The organism is Hyunsoonleella ulvae (genome assembly GCF_016827605.1).
Taxonomy (GTDB): Bacteria; Bacteroidota; Bacteroidia; order Flavobacteriales; family Flavobacteriaceae; genus Jejuia; species Jejuia ulvae.
Window position 1 is genome coordinate 386,528 of record NZ_JAEPJQ010000003.1, and the last position, 17,058, is coordinate 403,585.

Sequence of the window (17,058 nt, forward strand, 5' to 3'; positions counted from 1 at the left end):
GGCATTCTGATATATACCCATTTTATAATTGTCTTTTATTGATAAACTTAATTAAGGGATAAGTTTATTTAGTATAGGTTCGAAAAAAAAGAGCACTCATATTGAGTGCTCTTTTTAAATAAGAATTAATTATATTTTTTTAATGCTTAAAATGACGCGTACCCGTCATTACCATAGCTATATCATTATCGTTGCAATAATCAATACTTAACTGGTCTTTAATTGAGCCACCAGGCTGAATCACAGCATTTATTCCTGCATTATCGGCAATTTCTACACAATCAGGGAAAGGGAAAAATGCATCACTAGCCATTACCGCACCATTCAAATCAAAATTAAAAGAGCCAGCTTTATGAATAGCCTGTTGTAAAGCATCTACACGACTAGTTTGCCCTGTACCACTTGCGCACAATTGCTTGTTTTTGGCTAAAACAATAGTATTGGATTTGGTATGCTTACAAATTTTTGAAGCGAATAATAAATCGTCTATTTGTGCATTAGTAGGCGCAATATTAGTAACAGTTTTTAAGTCTTTAGCAGTATCAGTAATAGTATTTCTATCTTGAACCAACACACCATTTAAACAACTACGAACGTTTGTTTTTGGCATGTCTATATCATGAATTTGTAATAAAATACGATTCTTTTTTCCTTTAAGTATTTCTAAAGCTTCAGGAGAAAAAGAAGGTGCTATTACTACTTCGCAGAATAGTTTATGGATTTCTTCAGCAGTAGCTACATCAATTTCAGTATTGCTAATTAATACACCACCAAAAGCTGAAACAGGATCTCCGGCTAAAGCATCAACATACGCCTCATGAAGTGTATCACGTTGGGCTAAACCGCAAGCATTATTATGTTTTAAGATGGCAAATGTAGGCGCATCGTTTTTAAATTCTAACATTAAGTTTACTGCAGCATCAACATCTAAAAGGTTATTATAACTCAATTCTTTACCGTGAAGTTTTGTAAATAGTTCGTCAAAATCTCCAAAGAAAAATCCTTTTTGATGTGGATTTTCACCATAGCGTAAAACTTTGCCTTTAGTTTCACTTAACTTTAAAACAGTCTCTTCGTTATTTTGATTAAAATAATTAAAGATAGCTGTATCGTAATGTGAAGACACATTAAAAGCTTTTGCAGCAAAACGTTTTCTGTCTTCTTCAGAGATAGTACCGTTGTTAGTAGAAATTAATTCTAAAAACTCATTGTAATCATCAACGGATGATACACAAATAACGTCAGCATAATTTTTTGCTGCCGCACGTATTAAGGAAATGCCTCCAATATCTATTTTTTCAATGATGTCTTGATTACTAGCGCCTGAAGCAACAGTTTTTTCAAAAGGATATAAATCAACAATTACAACATCAATTTGTGGAATTTCATATTCAGCCAATTCTGCAACATCTCCATCATGGTTTTGGCGATTTAAAATACCTCCAAATACTTTTGGGTGTAATGTTTTTACACGACCACCCAAAATAGAAGGATAAGAAGTAACATCCTCTACGGGTACTACATTAATTCCTAAATCGTTAATAAAAGTTTCTGTACCTCCAGTAGAATAAATAGTAACACCTTGTTTGTCTAACTCTTTTACGATTGGTGCTAATCCGTCTTTACTAAAAACCGAGATTAATGCAGATTTAATTGTTTTTTCGTTGCTCATTGCTTAGAGATTCTTAAAGTTCTATTTCTTTGAAAAAGAGAACAGTACTGTTGTGGTTTGGTTAAAAAGTTTATATTTTAAATCAAAATGCAAAAGTAGCTATTTCCTTAAGAAATGCAATCTCTATTTGTTTGAAAAAGAGGGCGTTTTTTTAACGAAAACGAGAAGTTGTTAACAGAGAGCAAAAATCACAAAACAGCACTCTAATAATTTTGGAATTTAGTTTTTGAAAATTGGAATTTTAAGAAAGTATTTCAGAGACTTTCTTACAAACAAACTCCAAAAATCGTTCATCAGTTTCAGAGAAAGGATCAGGAGTGTTAGAATCAATATCAATCTGCCCAACATTTTCTCCATTTACAAAAATGGGAATTACAATTTCAGACTTTACAGTAATACTACATGCAATGTAATTGTCTTGGGCAGATACATCAGGCACAACAAAGTTTTCATTACTTACGGCTACTTGTCCGCAAATACCTTTTCCAAAGGGAATAATTGTATGGTCTGTAGGAGCCCCAACATAAGGTCCTAATTTTAATTCTTCCTTATCGCCGTTTCTAAAATAAAACCCCACCCAGTTGTAGTAATCAATATTGGTTTCCAGTAATTCGCAAATACTTAGTAAACGTTCATCAACAGTTTTTTCAGTATTAGAAATAATAGTCTCAACTTGTGGTTTTAGATTTTTAAAAGGCATGATTTCAAAAGTTTTGGCAAAAGTATCTAAAAAGGTGTAATTTCGGTGTTCATATTAATAATTACTTGAAAGCACTATTTGTAAAATACAAGGCGGTTATAAAATTTATTCTCACATTTTTGTTGGTATATGCTATACTTTCAGTGTGTTATAAATTTTATTTGCAATTTTCTGATGGCTCACTTTATTACCCCGATTGTTTAACCAATTTGGTAGCAAGACAAAGCGATGCAATTTTAGATGCCCTAGGGTATGATGCTAAAATTTTGCCACACCCTGACGAAGCTTCCATGAAATTACTAATAAATGGTAAATACTTGGCACGTGTTATTGAGGGTTGTAATGCGGTAAGTGTAATTATTTTGTTTTTATCTTTTATTGTAGCATTCTCAGGAAATTTAAAAACAACATTCTTTTATATTCTCTCAGGAAGTGTGCTTATTTATAGTGTAAACCTGTTAAGAATTGTGCTTTTAACTATGGGTTTATATCATTATCCAAAGTATGAAGACATATTGCACAGTGTAGTATTTCCTGCAATAATTTATGGTATGGTATTTTTATTATGGGTGTTTTGGGTAAATAGGTTTTCTAAATTAAAGCAAAACAATGTCTAAACCTTTAAAATACATATTGTTAATAGTGTTGTTTGCATTGTTGATTTTAATTCGGTTTTTCGAAGACACGCTTTTTTACGATCCTTATCTTACGTTTTTTCAAAACGACTATTTGTATTTAGATAGTCCAAGACGCGAGGTGTTTAAATTGGTAGCGTTTACAACATTAAGGTATGTTTTAAATAGCATTATATCTTTAGGAATACTGTTTGTTATATTTAGAGATGTGAGTGTCCTAAAGTTTTCAAGTATTATTTTTGGTATTGCCTATGTTGTTTTAATGTTGCTCTTTCTGTTTTTTGTATCCAACCCAAAACAAGAAGACTATTATCTGTTTTTTAATATCCGTAGGTTTTTAATTCAACCTATAATTTTAATTCTATTAGTTCCAGCCTTTTATTACCATAAAATAAAAGAAAGTTAATTTTTAGTGCATTCCTACGGAAAAGCGGGGTCGGGCCTGCCTGCTTTCACTACTCAATCTTTCCAGCCTCAGGGATTTCATCCCGCACGTGCGGGACAATCCCTAACACATTACCTGCAAACATTATGTCCTGCAACAACATTCTGTTTGTTAATCATTTGATAAATACTAATTACTTAAAATTCAATTTTTGTAATTTTGTAATGTGATACATCAATTGTTACATAAAATATTTTCTGTTACCCTAGCAATGTTAGTGCTGTTTTCTACAGTTTCCTTTACTATTGAAAAGCACTATTGTGGAGATACTCTAATAGATGTTGCGGTTTTTTCTGAAGCAAAATCTTGTGGTATGGAAAGTGCAGATGTAATGCAGCAAAAGTCTTGCTGTGATGATGAGATTGATGTAGTTGAAGGGCAAGATGAATTAAAACAAGCATCCTTTGAAGAATTAGATATTGAGCAGCAGCAATTCTTGGTAGCCTTTACATACGCATATTTCAATGGTTTTAAAAGTATACCCAAAGAAACCATTCCCCATAAAGACTATTCTCCTCCAAATCTCATCTACGATATTCAAGTTTTAGATGAGGTGTTTTTAATTTGATAATCATCTGCGGAAGCAGGAAGCTCATTTATTTAGTATGAGCAAAATGTGTATTTCCAAACTTTGGAATACCATTGAGGATTAAAATTATCAAATTACATTCAAAATGAAATATAAATATACAGTTACAGGAATGACCTGTAATGGATGCAGAACCTCTGTAGAAGAAAAGCTAAATGCAATTTCAGAAGTTGAAAATGCTATGGTAAATTTAGAATCTGCAGAGGCAATTATTCAAATGTCTAAACACATTTCAATTCAGCAATTACAAGAAGTACTTCCTAATAAATATACAATTTCTGAGCAAAATAGTTTTGCAAATTCTTCTGCTATTAAAACAGAAGATACATCAGAATTAAAACAATTATTTCCATTGTTTTTAATTTTTGGTTATATCACAATAGCTTCTGTATTACTTAATAGAAATCCATGGGATACTAATGGCTTTATGTTAGATTTTATGGGGCTATTCTACATTGTTTTTAGCTTTTTTAAGCTATTAGATTTACAAGGCTTTCCCAAATCATTCAGGATGTATGATCCTTTGGCTAAAGTAGTGCCAATATACGCATGGCTATACCCTTTTATAGAGGTGACACTTGGTCTACTATTTTTAATGCGAATTGAAATCCTTATAGCTTTGGTTATCACGTTGGTAATTTTAGGAATCACTACTATTGGGGTAACAAAAACGCTATTGGATAAAAAGTCAATTCAATGTGCGTGCCTGGGAACCGCATTAAAATTGCCTATGACTAAAGCCACATTTATCGAGAATAGTATCATGATTGTCATGGCAATTATCATGTTAATTCAAATAAATGGATAAATGAGAAGCATTATATATATATTGATGATGCTTCCAGTTGTTTGTTTTTCGCAAGACAAGATAAGCGGAATGGTTATGGAAGCAAACAATGCTAATACAAACATAGGTTTAGCAGGAGCTAATGTGTTTTGGTTAAACACAGAAGTTGGAACAGTTACTGATATTGATGGAAATTTTACAATTTCGTATAAACCATTCTATAAAAAACTAGTGATTAGTTATGTTGGTTTTAAAACAGATACACTCACAATTAATACACCAAAATTTATACAACACTGGTTAAAATCTACAGACGATTTAGATGAAGTAGTTGTAACTTCAAGAAAACAAACCACAGCAAAATCGTATTTAAAATCTCAAAATGTTATTACGGTAAGCAGTGAAGAGTTGTTAAAAGCAGCATGCTGTAATTTATCAGAAAGTTTTGAAACCAATCCCTCTATTGATGTAAATTTTGCCGATGCCATTTCAGGGACTAGGCAAATTAAGATGTTGGGATTAACAAGTCCGTATATTTTAATTGCAACGGAAAATATTCCATCTGTAAGAGGGGCATCCCAAGCTTATGGACTAAGTTTTATTCCTGGAACTTGGGTAGAGAGTATTCAAATTACCAAAGGCACAGGGAGTGTGGTTAATGGGTTTGAAAGCATTGCAGGGCAAATTAATACCGAGTTAGTGAAACCTTCAATTGATGATAAATTATTTGTGAATTTATATGGGGCAACAAGTGAACGTTTAGAACTAAATACCCATATCAATGCAAAAGTGAGTGATAGATGGCATACTGGATTATATATTCATGGTAATACACACCAAAAGAAGCATGATGTAAATGATGATGGGTTTTTAGATATGCCATTATTTAACCAAATTAATTTTATGAACCGTTGGCAATATACCGATACTCAAAAAGGTTTTGTGAGTTTTATTAATTTGAAATATTTAGATGATGAGAAACAATCGGGTCAGTTAGATTTTAATCCAGAAACAGATAAATTAACTACTAACGCTTGGGGTAGTGAAATTAAAACTAAGCGTTACGAGGTTTCGGCTAAATTTGGTTATGTAAATCCAGAGGTACCATGGCAAAGTTTAGGAGTGCAAACAGCATTTAGTAGCCATAAACAAGATTCTTATTTTGGGTTAAATATTTATAATATTCAGCATAATAGTCTATATGCAAATGCCATGTACAACTCTATAATTAGCGATTCCAGAAATAAAATAAAAACAGGGCTAAGCTATACGTATGATCACTATGACGAATTGGTAAATACTATAGATTATGAAAGAACCGAAAACTCAGTTGGAGCATTTTTTGAATATAGTTACGATAATTTAGAGCTACTGAATCTTACGGCAGGAGTTCGTATTGATCATCATAATTTGTTGGGTACATTCATCACGCCTCGTTTACACCTAAGATATTCGCCATGGAGTAAATCTGCATTTAGAGCATCTTTTGGAAGAGGTAAGCGAAGTGCTAATATTTTTACCGAAAATCAACAATTATTCTCAACATCGCGACAGATCAATATTTTAAACTCTAGGGGTAATATCTATGGTTTAGATCCCGAAATTGCCTGGAATTATGGCTTGTCCTATTTACAAGGATTTAATCTTTTTGGAAGAAAAGCTGATATTACTTTAGATTTTTATAAAACAGATTTCACAAATCAAGTTGTTGTAGATTGGGAAAACCCTCAGGAAGTTAATTTTTATAATTTAGAAGGGAAAAGTTTTGCTAATAGTTTTCAGGTAGAATTAAATTATAATGCCTTTGAAGGTTTAGATTTTAGAACAGCTTACAAGTTTTATGATGTACAAACAGACTATAGTACAGGACGATTAGAAAGATCATTAACCCCAAAACATCGTGTATTTGCTAATTTAGGGTATGTAACAAACCGTGAAGAAGGAGCAAGCAGTCGTTGGAAATTTGATGTTACTTATAATTGGTTGAGCGATCAACGTTATACATCAACATCAAGTAACCCTTTGCAATATCAATTGCCAGATCGAACCCCTACGTTAGCTACTCTTAACGCGCAAATTACGAAAGTATTCTCTTCTAGATTTGAAGTGTATTTAGGAGGAGAAAATATTACTAATGTAAGACAGTCCAACCCAATTTTAGCAGCAGATGATCCTTTTAGTGAGAATTTTGATTCCACTTTTGTGTATGGTCCAATTTTTGGAAGTATGTATTATGCGGGGTTAAGATATAGAATAAAATAGAATGTGTTATTCCCGCGAAGGAGGGAATTCATTAAAGATAAAGTTAAATGTAAAATAAGATTCCTGCCTTCGTAGGAATCATAAAAAAGACAAAAAAATGAAAAATATTATAACAATAGTAATACTACTAATAGCAACAACAACCTATGCTCAAAACAAAAACGCCAAAGCTTCCATAGAGGTAGATGGTGTGTGTGGTATGTGCAAAGCTAGAATAGAAAAGGCGTGTTTAAATACAAAAGGTGTAAAATATGCGCAATGGGATGTGGATACACATGAGTTAAAATTAATTTTTGATGAACGTAAAACAGATACAACAGCTATAAAAAAGCAAGTGTTAGCGGTGGGGCATGACGTTAAGGATCAAAAAGCAACAGATGAAGCCTATGCAACGGTACACCCATGTTGTAAGTATAGAGATGAGGATATTAAAGAAGCCCATAAAGAAAACACTAAATCTTAATTATAGTGACAGTTTTTAAATATGCCTAAGACCGAATATTGTATTTATGTTATAGAACTAAAGAAACGTGTTTTTTCAGAAAATGCTAAATTTAGAGCTGCTAACCCTCAATTTAATGGCGTATTGGAATGTTTATATGTTGGTATGACCAGTAAAACACCTAAAGAGCGATTTCTACAACATAAAACAGGGTACAGGAATAAAAAAGGGTATAAAATATCGGCTAGTATTGTTGAAAAATATGGGTCTTATTTAAGACCAAGTTTATATAATCATATAAATCCTATTCTTTCAAGGGTTGAAGCCTTAAAAAAGGAGGAAACCCTAGCCTTGGAATTAAGACGAAAAGGCTATGCGGTATGGTATAATTAAATCTTGCTAATACTTTAAAATATGAAAACTACACCAGAGCACAACGAACGCGTTAGGACAATGAAATTTTTTTCAGTCTATCCCCACTATGTTAATAAAGTTGAGAAAAAAGGCAGGACAAAAGAAGAGTTACATACGGTAATTACATGGTTGACAGGTTTTGATGATGCAAAAATTAAAGATATGATAGACCGAAAAGTAACTTTTGAAGAGTTCTTTAACGAAGCAGAAGTTAATCCTAATGCTGAATTAATCAAGGGTGTTATTTGTGGTTATCGTATTGAAGAAATCGATAATATTTTGACAAAGCAATGTAGATATTTAGATAAACTGATAGATGAATTGGCTAAGGGTCGAAAAATGGAGAAAATTTTAAGGGGAAGTTAGTTTAGAAGAAAAAGATATAAAGAGAAACACGTGATAAATAAAAAACGCTTCCAAGCTGGAAGCGTTTTTTTTATTTAACTGTAACAATTTACATTACATCATTCCGGGCATTCCACCGCCACCCATTGGAGGCATAGCAGGAGCATCTTCTTTAATATCAATTAAAGCACACTCAGTAGTTAAAATCATACCAGCAACAGAGGCAGCATTTTCTAAAGCAATACGTGTTACTTTTTTAGGATCTATAATTCCTGTTTTAAGCATATCTACATATTCCTCAGATTTAGCATCATAACCAAAATCTTTCTTGCCTTCTAACACTTTATTGATAACTACAGAACCTTCTCCACCAGCATTTTCAACAATAGTTCTTAAAGGTGCTTCAATAGCTTTGTTTACGATTTGTACACCTGTAGTTTCATCTAAATTGTCAGTAGTAATTTTAGTTAAAACAGATTTTGCTCTAACTAAAGCAACACCACCACCAGCAACGATACCTTCTTCTACAGCGGCTCTTGTAGCATGTAATGCATCATCAACACGATCTTTCTTTTCTTTCATTTCTACTTCAGACGCTGCACCAACATATAGTACCGCAACACCACCAGCGAGTTTAGCCAAACGTTCTTGTAACTTCTCTCTATCATAATCAGAAGTAGTAGTTTCAATCTGAGCTTTAATTTGGTTTACTCTTGCTTTGATGTCTCCAGCTTTTCCAGATCCATTAACTATTGTTGTGTTGTCTTTGTCAACTGTTACTGTCTCAGCAGTACCTAGCATACTTAAATCTGCATTTTCTAAAGTAAATCCTCTTTCTTCAGAGATTACAGTACCACCAGTTAAAATAGCTATATCTTCAAGCATTGCTTTACGTCTGTCTCCAAAACCAGGTGCTTTAACAGCAGCGATTTTTAAACCACCACGTAGTTTGTTTACAACTAAAGTAGCTAAAGCCTGTCCGTCTACATCTTCTGCAATAATTAATAAAGGACGACCAGATTGTGCTACAGGCTCTAATATTGGAAGAATTTCCTGTAAGTTAGAAATCTTCTTATCAAATAATAAAATGTATGGATTTTCTAAATCTGCAATCATTTTATCAGAATCTGTAACGAAGTAAGGAGATAAATATCCTCTGTCAAACTGCATACCCTCAACAACATCAACATAAGTATCCATACCTTTAGCTTCTTCAACAGTAATTACTCCTTCTTTACCAACTTTACCAAAAGCTTGCGCAATTAGCTCTCCAATAGTATCATCATTATTGGCAGAAATAGCAGCTACTTGCTTTATTTTTTCAGAAGAATTTCCTACTTTTTTTGCTTGCTTTTCTAGGTCAGCAGTAATGGCTTCAACAGCTTTGTCAATACCACGTTTTAAATCCATTGGGTTAGCACCAGAAGCTACATTTTTAAGGCCTTCTTTTACAATCGCTTGCGCTAAAACGGTAGCCGTTGTAGTACCATCTCCAGCCAAATCGTTAGTTTTAGAAGCTACTTCTTTTACCATTTGAGCTCCCATGTTTTCATGAGCATCTTCCAATTCAATTTCTTTAGCTACAGAAACTCCATCTTTAGTTACAGAGGGGCCACCAAAGCTTTTAGAAATAATTACATTACGTCCTTTAGGACCTAAAGTTACTTTTACTGCATTTGCTAATGCATCTACACCACGTTTTAATCCGTCGCGTGCTTCAATATCAAATTTTATGTCTTTTGCCATCTTTTAAAAATTTTATTTAAAATTTTAAAACCTCAATGTTCAAACTCTAAATTCCAAGCGGAGGAGTTTAGCAAAATGAGATTTTTTGGAATTTATTTTTTTGGTTTTTGGAATTTGTAGTTAAACAATTGCAAGAATATCACTCTCACGCATGATTAAATAATCTGTGCCTTCAAGTTTTAATTCTGTTCCAGCGTATTTTCCATATAAAACGGTATCGCCAACTTTAACCGTAATAGGCTCGTCTTTTGTGCCAGGTCCGGCAGCTACTACTTTCCCTTTTTGAGGTTTTTCTTTAGCGTTGTCTGGAATAATGATTCCTGATGCTGTTTTTGTTTCAGCTGCAGCAGGTTCAATAAGCACTCTGTCTGCTAATGGTTTAATGTTTACTCCCATTTTGTTTTATATTTTTATTTATTTAGGTTATTAATTAACGCTTAAGCGTTAAGCTAAAAATGTGCCATGGCACAGAAACTGACAAACTTGCAGTATCTGTTAGCTGATGCAAGTGATCTCCAATAAAAAATGCCAACTTTTAAGTTGGCATTTTTTTAACGTATATATCTTTTATTGCTTATGGTGTAGCATTGTCATCTTTTGTTGCATCGCTACTTCCTTCACCATCATTGGGCGTTGGTAAAGCTTGTGTGTTTGGCAATGGCTGCGTAGTCTGCGCATCAGAATCAAAAGCTTTTGACTCAGAAGATGCTTCCCCAGTTCCAATAGCAACATTAGATACTAGTATCAATACTAAAAGTAATGTTGCTAGAGTCCAAGTGCTTTTATCTAAAAAGTCTGTGGTTTTTTTAACGCCACCAAGTTGCTGTGTGCCACCGCCACCAAAAGATGAAGATAAGCCGCCGCCCTTAGGATTTTGTACCATAATCACTACTATAAGCAAAAATGCTACAACTACGATAAGGATTAAAAATATTGTAAACGTACCCATTATTTCTTATTTATTATATTCTTGTAATTGTTGTATCGCCTTAATTTGGTTTGCAAAGAAACTACTTTTTTCTGGATATTTCAAACTTAAAATTTTGTAGGATTGAATCGCCTTTTTATAGTTTTTTTGCTCTAGATAAATACGTGCTAACGTCTCTGTCATTAAGGTTTCAGGTTGTTTTGTTCTAGCCTTGGCTAGGTTTTCTTTTGATCCTGAACCTTTAACAGGTGTTATTTTTGGATTTTCTGAGATAAACCTATCTATAATTTCACTTCGTTTTGATTTATTTTCCGCTTGGATAGATTCGCTTTCTGTTGCAGTTGTATTCTCCTCAGAGTTGAGATCTCTCTTTATTGGCTTTATGTGCGTTAATTTCAACCATTCATTAAAAGAGTGTGTTTCTCTCTTATCAAATTGAAGTGGCTTCCCTAATTTTAGAATGTCTTCGGCTGAGGCTTCTTGTGAATTGGTATTCTCCGTTGTATTTTCAATAGACTCTGATTCGTCCAACTTAAAGTTCATGGTTCTTACCTCTGATGGATCTTTTGGTTGGAATAATTCAGGATCTAAAACACCTGAAGTTGCTTTAAGTTGTTGATTTAGGTTGTGAGCAATTTGTTGGCTTTTATCTAAAGAAATATCATCTGCATTTACATTTATATCATTCATGTAAATGGTGTTTCGTTTTATGATTTTTGATATTTCGTTTTGAATAAAAACATCAGATGTTATAAAATCAAAAAGTATACTTCTATCCGTTGTGTAGGCAGCTGTTGTTTTTAAGGCTTGGTTATACTCTGTACTTTCTTGCTGTTTTAAGCCTTTAAGTTGCAGTGCTTTGGCAGATTGAAAATAAGGATACTGTTGAATAATAGCCCTAAGTGCCTCAGTTTTTTGAGGGTTTATATTTTGAGGGTTTTGTAATAAGGATGTAAAATCGTGACTATTCAAAGTATGGTTACCATTTTGCCAAAGAGGCATTAAAAATATCTTGTGTTATGCGTTCAAAAATTTCTTCTATAGCGGTGTCCTTAACCGATCCTGATAATTGCGCGGTACCTTCGTAATCATGAAAAAAAGAAAATCTTTGTTCAAATTCCGCTTCAGGATCGTTTTTATCATAAAAATGGACTTTTACGCTAATAGTTAATCTGTTCTGTGCAGCAGTATTTTGGGCTGTTGCGGTGGTAGGGGAGATACGGTATTCGGTAATCTCGCCTTCGTACACTATATCTCCATTGGAATTAACATTGTTTAGGTTGGTTTGGTTTTCCAAGATAGCAATCATGGTATTTCTAAAAGTAACCTCTAAACCAGGTTCTACTAAAAGCGAATTGTTCTCAAAACGGTTTACTTGAAATGTTTTGGTGTCTGGGGATATTGAAGCCCCCGTAAACGAATAAAATCCACAACTAGACACTAAAACTAGCGAGAGCAATAAGGATATATGTTTTATGTGTTTCATTTAGTTTCTAACGTAGAATTTTTAACATTGTTGCTGATTAAAGATGTTTTAACAAGCTGCTTTTTAAAGGTCATATTGCTTAATTTTTCGGTAGAGTGTTCGTTCGCTTATACCTAATTCAGCAGCGGCTAATTTACGTTTTCCGTTATGCCGCTCCAATGATTTTTTTATTAATTCTAACTCTTTGTCTTGTAAGGATAATGTTTCTTCTTCTTCAATTTCTTCTGCAAAATGGTATTTATCTGTTGAAACAGGTTCATTTACATGCTCAGGAATAGATAATACTTCTGGGTTTTCTACAATGTTTTCTTCCTCAAAATCAAAATCCCTGCTGTCTTCATTGTCATTGCCATAAATCTTTTGGATTAGATGCTCGTTTTCTTTTTCAACATCTTTGGAGTTCCCATTTTTCATAAGCTCCATCGTGAGTTTCTTTAAATCGTTTAAATCGCTCTTCATATCAAAAAGCACTTTATAAAGAATCTCTCTTTCGTTGCTAAATTCGCTGTCGTTTTTAGATGACTTTACAACTGCAGGCAAGTTTGTTGAGCCTGATGCGGGCAAATAACCTCTTAAAATTTCTGCTGAAACGGTACGGTTTTGTTCAAGAACAGAGATTTGTTCGGCAACGTTACGTAACTGTCTAATATTGCCGCTCCACCTGTGCTTTAAAAGTAATTGAATAGCATTATCGGTAAGTTTTACCGTTGGCATTTTATATTTTAAGGCAAAATCACTGGCAAATTTCCTAAATAATAAATGGATGTCATCTTGGCGTTCACGAAGCGGAGGCAAGTTAATTTCCACTGTGCTTAAACGATAATATAAATCTTCACGAAACTTTTCCTTTTCAATAGCCTCGAACATATTAACGTTTGTTGCAGCAACAATACGTACATTGGTTTTTTGTACTTTACTGGAACCTACCTTGATAAATTCGCCATTTTCTAACACACGTAATAAGCGTACTTGGGTGGTTAGGGGTAATTCTCCAACTTCATCTAAAAATATGGTACCACCATCGGCTACTTCAAAATACCCACTACGGGTAGATGTTGCACCAGTAAAAGCACCTTTTTCATGCCCAAAAAGCTCACTGTCTATGGTACCCTCTGGAATGGCACCACAGTTCACAGCAATATATTTATTATGCTTTCTGTGGGAAAGCTGGTGTATTATTTTTGGAATACTTTCTTTACCAACACCACTTTCTCCTGTAACTAAAACCGAAATATCAGTTGGTGCTACACGAATAGCTTTTTCTAATGCTCGGTTAAGGGATGGTGTGTTACCAATAATACCAAAACGTTGTTTTATGGCTTGTACAGATTCCATTTTAGTTTTCTATGTATTCTGAAGTTCCTTTTTCGTTCGTATCATTTAGCCATTGCCAATGTAACTTCAGCTTAATTTTATTGTCTTTTGTTAAACTAATCGTTGCAATTGCTTTTCCTGCTTTTAACTCTTCTTCTAGAGTTAAACATTGGTAAAGCATCTCTATTTTATCTTTGTTTAGCTTGCCAACTATTTTTCCGTAAATAACACTTCCACCAGAATAATCAGCAGTAATTAGGTTGCCGTCTTGCTTATATTTAAACAATGTTTCAGAATTAACTTGTCCGTTTTCAGAGTTGTCAATTAATGAAAATATTTTATTGTTAAAATTGAACTCAGGCATGCTTGGCTTAATTATTATCTGAATACCCAACAGCTTCTCCAATTAGGGTAGCACTGGTACAATCTGTGATTTTCACATTTACAAAATCTCCAATATTATATTTGCCTTTTGGAAAAACAACCACAGTATTTTGAGTGTTTCTACCAGACCAATGTGCATCAGAACGTTTAGATGGCTTTTCAATTAATACCTCCTCAGTTTTTCCAACATGTGCTTTTGTGCGCAATAAACTATGCTTTTGTTGCAAAGCAATAATTTCATTTAAACGCCTTTTCTTGGTGTCTTCAGGGATATCGTCTTCCATTTTACGCTCTGCTAGTGTACCGGGTCTTTCGGAATAAGCGAACATAAAACCAAAATCGTATTTTACGTATTCCATTAAACTTAATGTATCTTGATGGTCTTCTTCTGTCTCTGTTGGGAAACCAGCAATCATATCTTGGCTAATGGCACAATCAGGAATCAATCGCTTTATGTTATCAATCAATTCAAAATACTCTTGCCGTGTGTGTAAACGATTCATTGCTTTAAGCATTCGGTCACTTCCACTTTGTACAGGTAAGTGTATATAATTGCAAATGTTTCTATGTTTTGCCATGGTTTCAATCACATCTAAGGTAAAATCTTGGGGGTTAGATGTTGAGAAACGGAAACGCATTTTGGGTTGAGCTACAGCACACATATCCAGAAGCATGGCAAAATTTACAGCCGTAGCTTTTTGTATGTCGCTGGCTTTATCAAAATCTTTTTTTAATCCGCCACCATACCACAGGTAACTATCAACATTCTGTCCCAGAAGCGTAACTTCTTTATAGCCTTTATTCCACAAATCATTAACCTCTTCTATGATGCTTTGTGGGTCTCTACTGCGTTCGCGTCCACGGGTAAAAGGTACTACACAAAACGTACACATGTTATCGCAGCCTCTAGTAATAGATACAAAAGCAGTGACACCATTTGTATTTAAACGTACAGGAGAGATATCGCCATAGGTTTCTTCTTTAGATAAAATAACATTAATAGCATCTCTTCCGTCTTCAACTTCTGCTAAAAGATTAGGTAAATCTTTGTAAGCATCTGGACCAACAACCAAATCCACAATTTTTTCTTCTTCGAGAAACTTACTTTTTAAACGTTCTGCCATACAGCCCAAAACACCAACTTTCATCGTAGGGTTTTGGTTTTGCTTTACAGCATTGTATTTTTCTAAACGCTTTCTTACGGTTTGTTCTGCCTTGTCCCGAATAGAGCAGGTGTTTACCAAAACTAAATCGGCCTCTTCTAAATTTTGCGTCGTATTGTAACCTTGCTCATTTAGAATGGAGGCTACAATTTCACTATCGCTAAAATTCATCTGGCAACCATAACTTTCAATAAAAAGCTTACGTGTGTTACCTTCTTTTTTATCTAAAATTAAGGATTGGCCTTGTTTGTTTTCGTCTATAATCTTTTCCATAATATCTTGAATCCACAGTGGGTCAATATTCGTGCCTGTCTATAGTAAGGCAGCTGCAAAGATACAATTAATATGTGTTTTTATGACAAAGTGTCATATTAAATTTAAAATGAATTCCGAATAGTTAAGCGCTGGGTATTCTTAAAATTGTTATTTCTGTAAAAGCGGGAATCTTAATACTAAAGTTTGTGTTTTGGTCGTTTTGAAAAAAACATAGAGGTATTTTCACGCAACCATTTGTCTAGTTTTGTATCTAATATTTGAACTTCAAATCAAACCCAAGAGAAACTTATGAGAAAATTAGCTTTTGCTGTTACTATATTAATTTGTTGTATTAATATGAAGTGTGAACCCAATGAAGACAGTGTATTAGATACTTCAAATTTATTGTTAGGGAACTGGTCTGATGCCCAGTATACTGACGAAAATATTACCTTTAAAAGATACAATACTTTACCAGAAGATGCTTATGGGATTTCATTTAAAGCTAAAGGGGACTTAATAGAGCGCTCGTCTGGGTGGTGTGGTACGCCGCCGCTTCATTTTTCAGATTATGATGGTGCTTGGGAACTCACTGATGATGTAATAACGATAACACAAGATCATTTTCCTAATACTTATGTCTGGCGTATTTTGTCAGTTACAGAAACAGAACTTGTAGTCACAAAAAAACTTACTGAACAGGAGCAAGATTATAGAGCATTGATGGATTTGTTTGATGATGCAACCCAATTAATGGATGGAATAGCATGCGAAAATGTAGAGGAGTGGGCTTATGCGCCCTATGGTTCTAAAGCTTGTGGTGGGCCACAAGGCTATATCGCTTATCCAAAGTCAATTGATGTCGAGTTGTTTTTACAAAAGTTAGAGGTTTATACACAAGCAGAACAAGATTATAATATTAAATGGAGTGTATTTTCAACCTGTGACTTAACCCCGCAACCTACTGCTGTAGTTTGTGAAAATGGATTGCCAGTATTAATATATTAGTTATAACCTACCAATGAAAAAAATAAGTTTTCTAATTCTCGTGATGTGTTGTTTTTTAAGCACACAATGTGAAGATGATATTGTATTAGATATTGATAATACATGTGATGATGTAGTTGTGGTTGACGATATAGCTTTTGATAACATTCAATCAGATAGTTTTCAGTTTGTTGATGTTGTTATTGAGGGAGATTGTTTACATGTTACAATAGGTGCCTCTGGTTGTGATGGTAATTCTTGGTCTTACGGGTTGGTAGATTCTGGTGCCGTGGCCGAATCGTCCCCAGAACAGCGCTTTTTAAAATTAGAGTTTCTTAATCCAGAAGTGTGTACAGCTTTTTTTGAACGTACTATTTCTTTTAACATAGCATCCTTACAAATTAATGGAAGTAATGAGATTATTTTAAATCTCAACGGTTGGGAACCTCCATTAAACTATTCGTATTAAAATATAAACAAGCTAATAACAAACAAACTACTCGC

20 protein-coding genes are annotated in these 17,058 nt (G+C 33.8%); 10 read left to right on the forward strand and 10 right to left on the reverse strand.

What is annotated here, in order from left to right; translation table 11 throughout:
• Window positions 1-139: 139 nt before the first annotated feature.
• Both purH and JS605_RS10670 read right to left on the reverse strand, forming a co-directional pair.
• Window positions 140-1,672 carry a bifunctional phosphoribosylaminoimidazolecarboxamide formyltransferase/IMP cyclohydrolase gene (gene purH / locus JS605_RS10665; protein ID WP_203257710.1) on the reverse strand — a complete coding sequence of 511 codons (1,533 nt, stop codon included), beginning with the start codon at window positions 1,670-1,672 and terminating at the stop codon, window positions 140-142.
• A gap of 241 nt (window positions 1,673-1,913) precedes the next feature.
• Window positions 1,914-2,372 carry a GAF domain-containing protein gene (locus tag JS605_RS10670; RefSeq protein WP_203257711.1) on the reverse strand — a complete coding sequence of 153 codons (459 nt, stop codon included), beginning with the start codon at window positions 2,370-2,372 and terminating at the stop codon, window positions 1,914-1,916.
• Window positions 2,373-2,437: 65 nt separating this feature from the next.
• Here JS605_RS10670 and xrtF point away from each other — a divergent pair, with 65 nt between their 5' ends.
• The 8 genes from xrtF to JS605_RS10710 all read left to right on the forward strand — a co-directional run bounded on the left by xrtF (window position 2,438) and on the right by JS605_RS10710 (window position 8,312).
• Window positions 2,438-2,989 (forward strand): exosortase family protein XrtF, encoded by a 552-nt coding sequence (xrtF, locus tag JS605_RS10675; protein ID WP_203257712.1) that lies wholly within the window; start codon window positions 2,438-2,440, stop codon window positions 2,987-2,989.
• Complete coding sequence (locus JS605_RS10680; RefSeq protein ID WP_203257713.1) at window positions 2,982-3,413, forward strand: exosortase F system-associated membrane protein; 432 nt, start codon at window positions 2,982-2,984, stop codon at window positions 3,411-3,413. Before xrtF ends, JS605_RS10680 begins: the two co-directional genes overlap by 8 nt.
• A 205-nt stretch (window positions 3,414-3,618) precedes the next feature.
• Window positions 3,619-4,020, forward strand: a complete 402-nt coding sequence (locus JS605_RS10685) for an HYC_CC_PP family protein (RefSeq protein ID WP_317194149.1) — start codon at window positions 3,619-3,621, stop codon at window positions 4,018-4,020.
• A 106-nt stretch (window positions 4,021-4,126) separates the two neighbouring features.
• Window positions 4,127-4,849, forward strand: coding sequence for a heavy-metal-associated domain-containing protein (locus tag JS605_RS10690; RefSeq protein WP_203257714.1), 723 nt, complete (start codon window positions 4,127-4,129; stop codon window positions 4,847-4,849).
• Window positions 4,850-7,090 (forward strand): TonB-dependent receptor, encoded by a 2,241-nt coding sequence (locus JS605_RS10695; RefSeq protein WP_203257715.1) that lies wholly within the window; start codon window positions 4,850-4,852, stop codon window positions 7,088-7,090. It begins immediately after the preceding gene.
• A 97-nt stretch (window positions 7,091-7,187) separates the two neighbouring features.
• The gene (locus JS605_RS10700; protein WP_203257716.1) at window positions 7,188-7,553 is read left to right on the forward strand and encodes a heavy-metal-associated domain-containing protein; all 366 of its coding nucleotides are present in this window, start codon (window positions 7,188-7,190) and stop codon (window positions 7,551-7,553) included.
• A 21-nt stretch (window positions 7,554-7,574) separates the two neighbouring features.
• Window positions 7,575-7,925: a ribose-5-phosphate isomerase gene (locus JS605_RS10705; protein WP_203257717.1), complete on the forward strand. Its 351-nt coding sequence runs from the start codon at window positions 7,575-7,577 to the stop codon at window positions 7,923-7,925.
• Between the two features lie 21 nt (window positions 7,926-7,946).
• Window positions 7,947-8,312 carry a DUF2200 domain-containing protein gene (locus JS605_RS10710; protein WP_203257718.1) on the forward strand — a complete coding sequence of 122 codons (366 nt, stop codon included), beginning with the start codon at window positions 7,947-7,949 and terminating at the stop codon, window positions 8,310-8,312.
• Window positions 8,313-8,405: 93 nt separating this feature from the next.
• Here JS605_RS10710 and groL read toward each other — a convergent pair whose 3' ends face one another.
• The 8 genes from groL to miaB form a co-directional block, all read right to left on the reverse strand.
• Window positions 8,406-10,037: a chaperonin GroEL gene (groL, locus tag JS605_RS10715; protein ID WP_203257719.1), complete on the reverse strand. Its 1,632-nt coding sequence runs from the start codon at window positions 10,035-10,037 to the stop codon at window positions 8,406-8,408.
• A 120-nt stretch (window positions 10,038-10,157) separates the two neighbouring features.
• On the reverse strand, window positions 10,158-10,433 hold the full coding sequence (locus tag JS605_RS10720) for a co-chaperone GroES (protein ID WP_203257720.1): 276 nt from the start codon (window positions 10,431-10,433) through the stop codon (window positions 10,158-10,160).
• A 178-nt stretch (window positions 10,434-10,611) separates the two neighbouring features.
• Complete coding sequence (secG, locus tag JS605_RS10725; RefSeq protein WP_203257721.1) at window positions 10,612-10,986, reverse strand: preprotein translocase subunit SecG; 375 nt, start codon at window positions 10,984-10,986, stop codon at window positions 10,612-10,614.
• A 6-nt stretch (window positions 10,987-10,992) separates the two neighbouring features.
• The gene (locus tag JS605_RS10730; protein ID WP_239000324.1) at window positions 10,993-11,967 is read right to left on the reverse strand and encodes a hypothetical protein; all 975 of its coding nucleotides are present in this window, start codon (window positions 11,965-11,967) and stop codon (window positions 10,993-10,995) included.
• On the reverse strand, window positions 11,945-12,451 hold the full coding sequence (gene lptE, locus JS605_RS10735; protein WP_203257722.1) for an LPS assembly lipoprotein LptE: 507 nt from the start codon (window positions 12,449-12,451) through the stop codon (window positions 11,945-11,947). The genes JS605_RS10730 and lptE overlap by 23 nt, the downstream gene beginning before the upstream one ends.
• 63 nt (window positions 12,452-12,514) lie before the next feature.
• Window positions 12,515-13,786, reverse strand: coding sequence for a sigma-54 interaction domain-containing protein (locus JS605_RS10740; protein WP_203257723.1), 1,272 nt, complete (start codon window positions 13,784-13,786; stop codon window positions 12,515-12,517).
• A gap of 1 nt (window position 13,787) precedes the next feature.
• Window positions 13,788-14,129: a hypothetical protein gene (locus tag JS605_RS10745; protein ID WP_203257724.1), complete on the reverse strand. Its 342-nt coding sequence runs from the start codon at window positions 14,127-14,129 to the stop codon at window positions 13,788-13,790.
• A gap of 7 nt (window positions 14,130-14,136) precedes the next feature.
• Entirely contained in the window at window positions 14,137-15,585 is a 1,449-nt protein-coding gene (gene miaB, locus JS605_RS10750; protein WP_203257725.1) for a tRNA (N6-isopentenyl adenosine(37)-C2)-methylthiotransferase MiaB, read from the reverse strand.
• Window positions 15,586-15,876: 291 nt separating this feature from the next.
• On the opposite strand from miaB, the gene JS605_RS10755 reads away from it, so the two are divergent.
• A complete protein-coding gene (locus tag JS605_RS10755; protein WP_203257726.1) occupies window positions 15,877-16,575 on the forward strand; it encodes a hypothetical protein in 699 nt (232 codons plus the stop codon).
• A 13-nt stretch (window positions 16,576-16,588) separates the two neighbouring features.
• Complete coding sequence (locus JS605_RS10760; protein WP_203257727.1) at window positions 16,589-17,023, forward strand: hypothetical protein; 435 nt, start codon at window positions 16,589-16,591, stop codon at window positions 17,021-17,023.
• Window positions 17,024-17,058 lie beyond the last annotated feature (35 nt).

Bases quoted from the DNA above. Each gene is read 5' to 3' on its own strand.
- JS605_RS10670 (WP_203257711.1), bottom strand. From the start codon at position 2,372: ATGCCTTTTAAAAATCTAAAACCACAAGTTGAGACTATTATTTCTAAT.
- JS605_RS10710 (WP_203257718.1), top strand. From the start codon at position 7,947: ATGAAAACTACACCAGAGCACAACGAACGCGTTAGGACAATGAAATTT.
- JS605_RS10680 (WP_203257713.1), top strand. From the start codon at position 2,982: ATGTCTAAACCTTTAAAATACATATTGTTAATAGTGTTGTTTGCATTG.
- JS605_RS10695 (WP_203257715.1), top strand. From the start codon at position 4,850: ATGAGAAGCATTATATATATATTGATGATGCTTCCAGTTGTTTGTTTT.
- JS605_RS10690 (WP_203257714.1), top strand. From the start codon at position 4,127: ATGAAATATAAATATACAGTTACAGGAATGACCTGTAATGGATGCAGA.
- JS605_RS10700 (WP_203257716.1), top strand. From the start codon at position 7,188: ATGAAAAATATTATAACAATAGTAATACTACTAATAGCAACAACAACC.
- lptE (WP_203257722.1), bottom strand. From the start codon at position 12,451: ATGAAACACATAAAACATATATCCTTATTGCTCTCGCTAGTTTTAGTG.
- miaB (WP_203257725.1), bottom strand. From the start codon at position 15,585: ATGGAAAAGATTATAGACGAAAACAAACAAGGCCAATCCTTAATTTTA.
- JS605_RS10720 (WP_203257720.1), bottom strand. From the start codon at position 10,433: ATGGGAGTAAACATTAAACCATTAGCAGACAGAGTGCTTATTGAACCT.
- JS605_RS10705 (WP_203257717.1), top strand. From the start codon at position 7,575: ATGCCTAAGACCGAATATTGTATTTATGTTATAGAACTAAAGAAACGT.
- JS605_RS10745 (WP_203257724.1), bottom strand. From the start codon at position 14,129: ATGCCTGAGTTCAATTTTAACAATAAAATATTTTCATTAATTGACAAC.
- secG (WP_203257721.1), bottom strand. From the start codon at position 10,986: ATGGGTACGTTTACAATATTTTTAATCCTTATCGTAGTTGTAGCATTT.
- JS605_RS10730 (WP_239000324.1), bottom strand. From the start codon at position 11,967: ATGCCTCTTTGGCAAAATGGTAACCATACTTTGAATAGTCACGATTTT.
- purH (WP_203257710.1), bottom strand. From the start codon at position 1,672: ATGAGCAACGAAAAAACAATTAAATCTGCATTAATCTCGGTTTTTAGT.
- JS605_RS10755 (WP_203257726.1), top strand. From the start codon at position 15,877: ATGAGAAAATTAGCTTTTGCTGTTACTATATTAATTTGTTGTATTAAT.
- groL (WP_203257719.1), bottom strand. From the start codon at position 10,037: ATGGCAAAAGACATAAAATTTGATATTGAAGCACGCGACGGATTAAAA.
- JS605_RS10740 (WP_203257723.1), bottom strand. From the start codon at position 13,786: ATGGAATCTGTACAAGCCATAAAACAACGTTTTGGTATTATTGGTAAC.
- JS605_RS10760 (WP_203257727.1), top strand. From the start codon at position 16,589: ATGAAAAAAATAAGTTTTCTAATTCTCGTGATGTGTTGTTTTTTAAGC.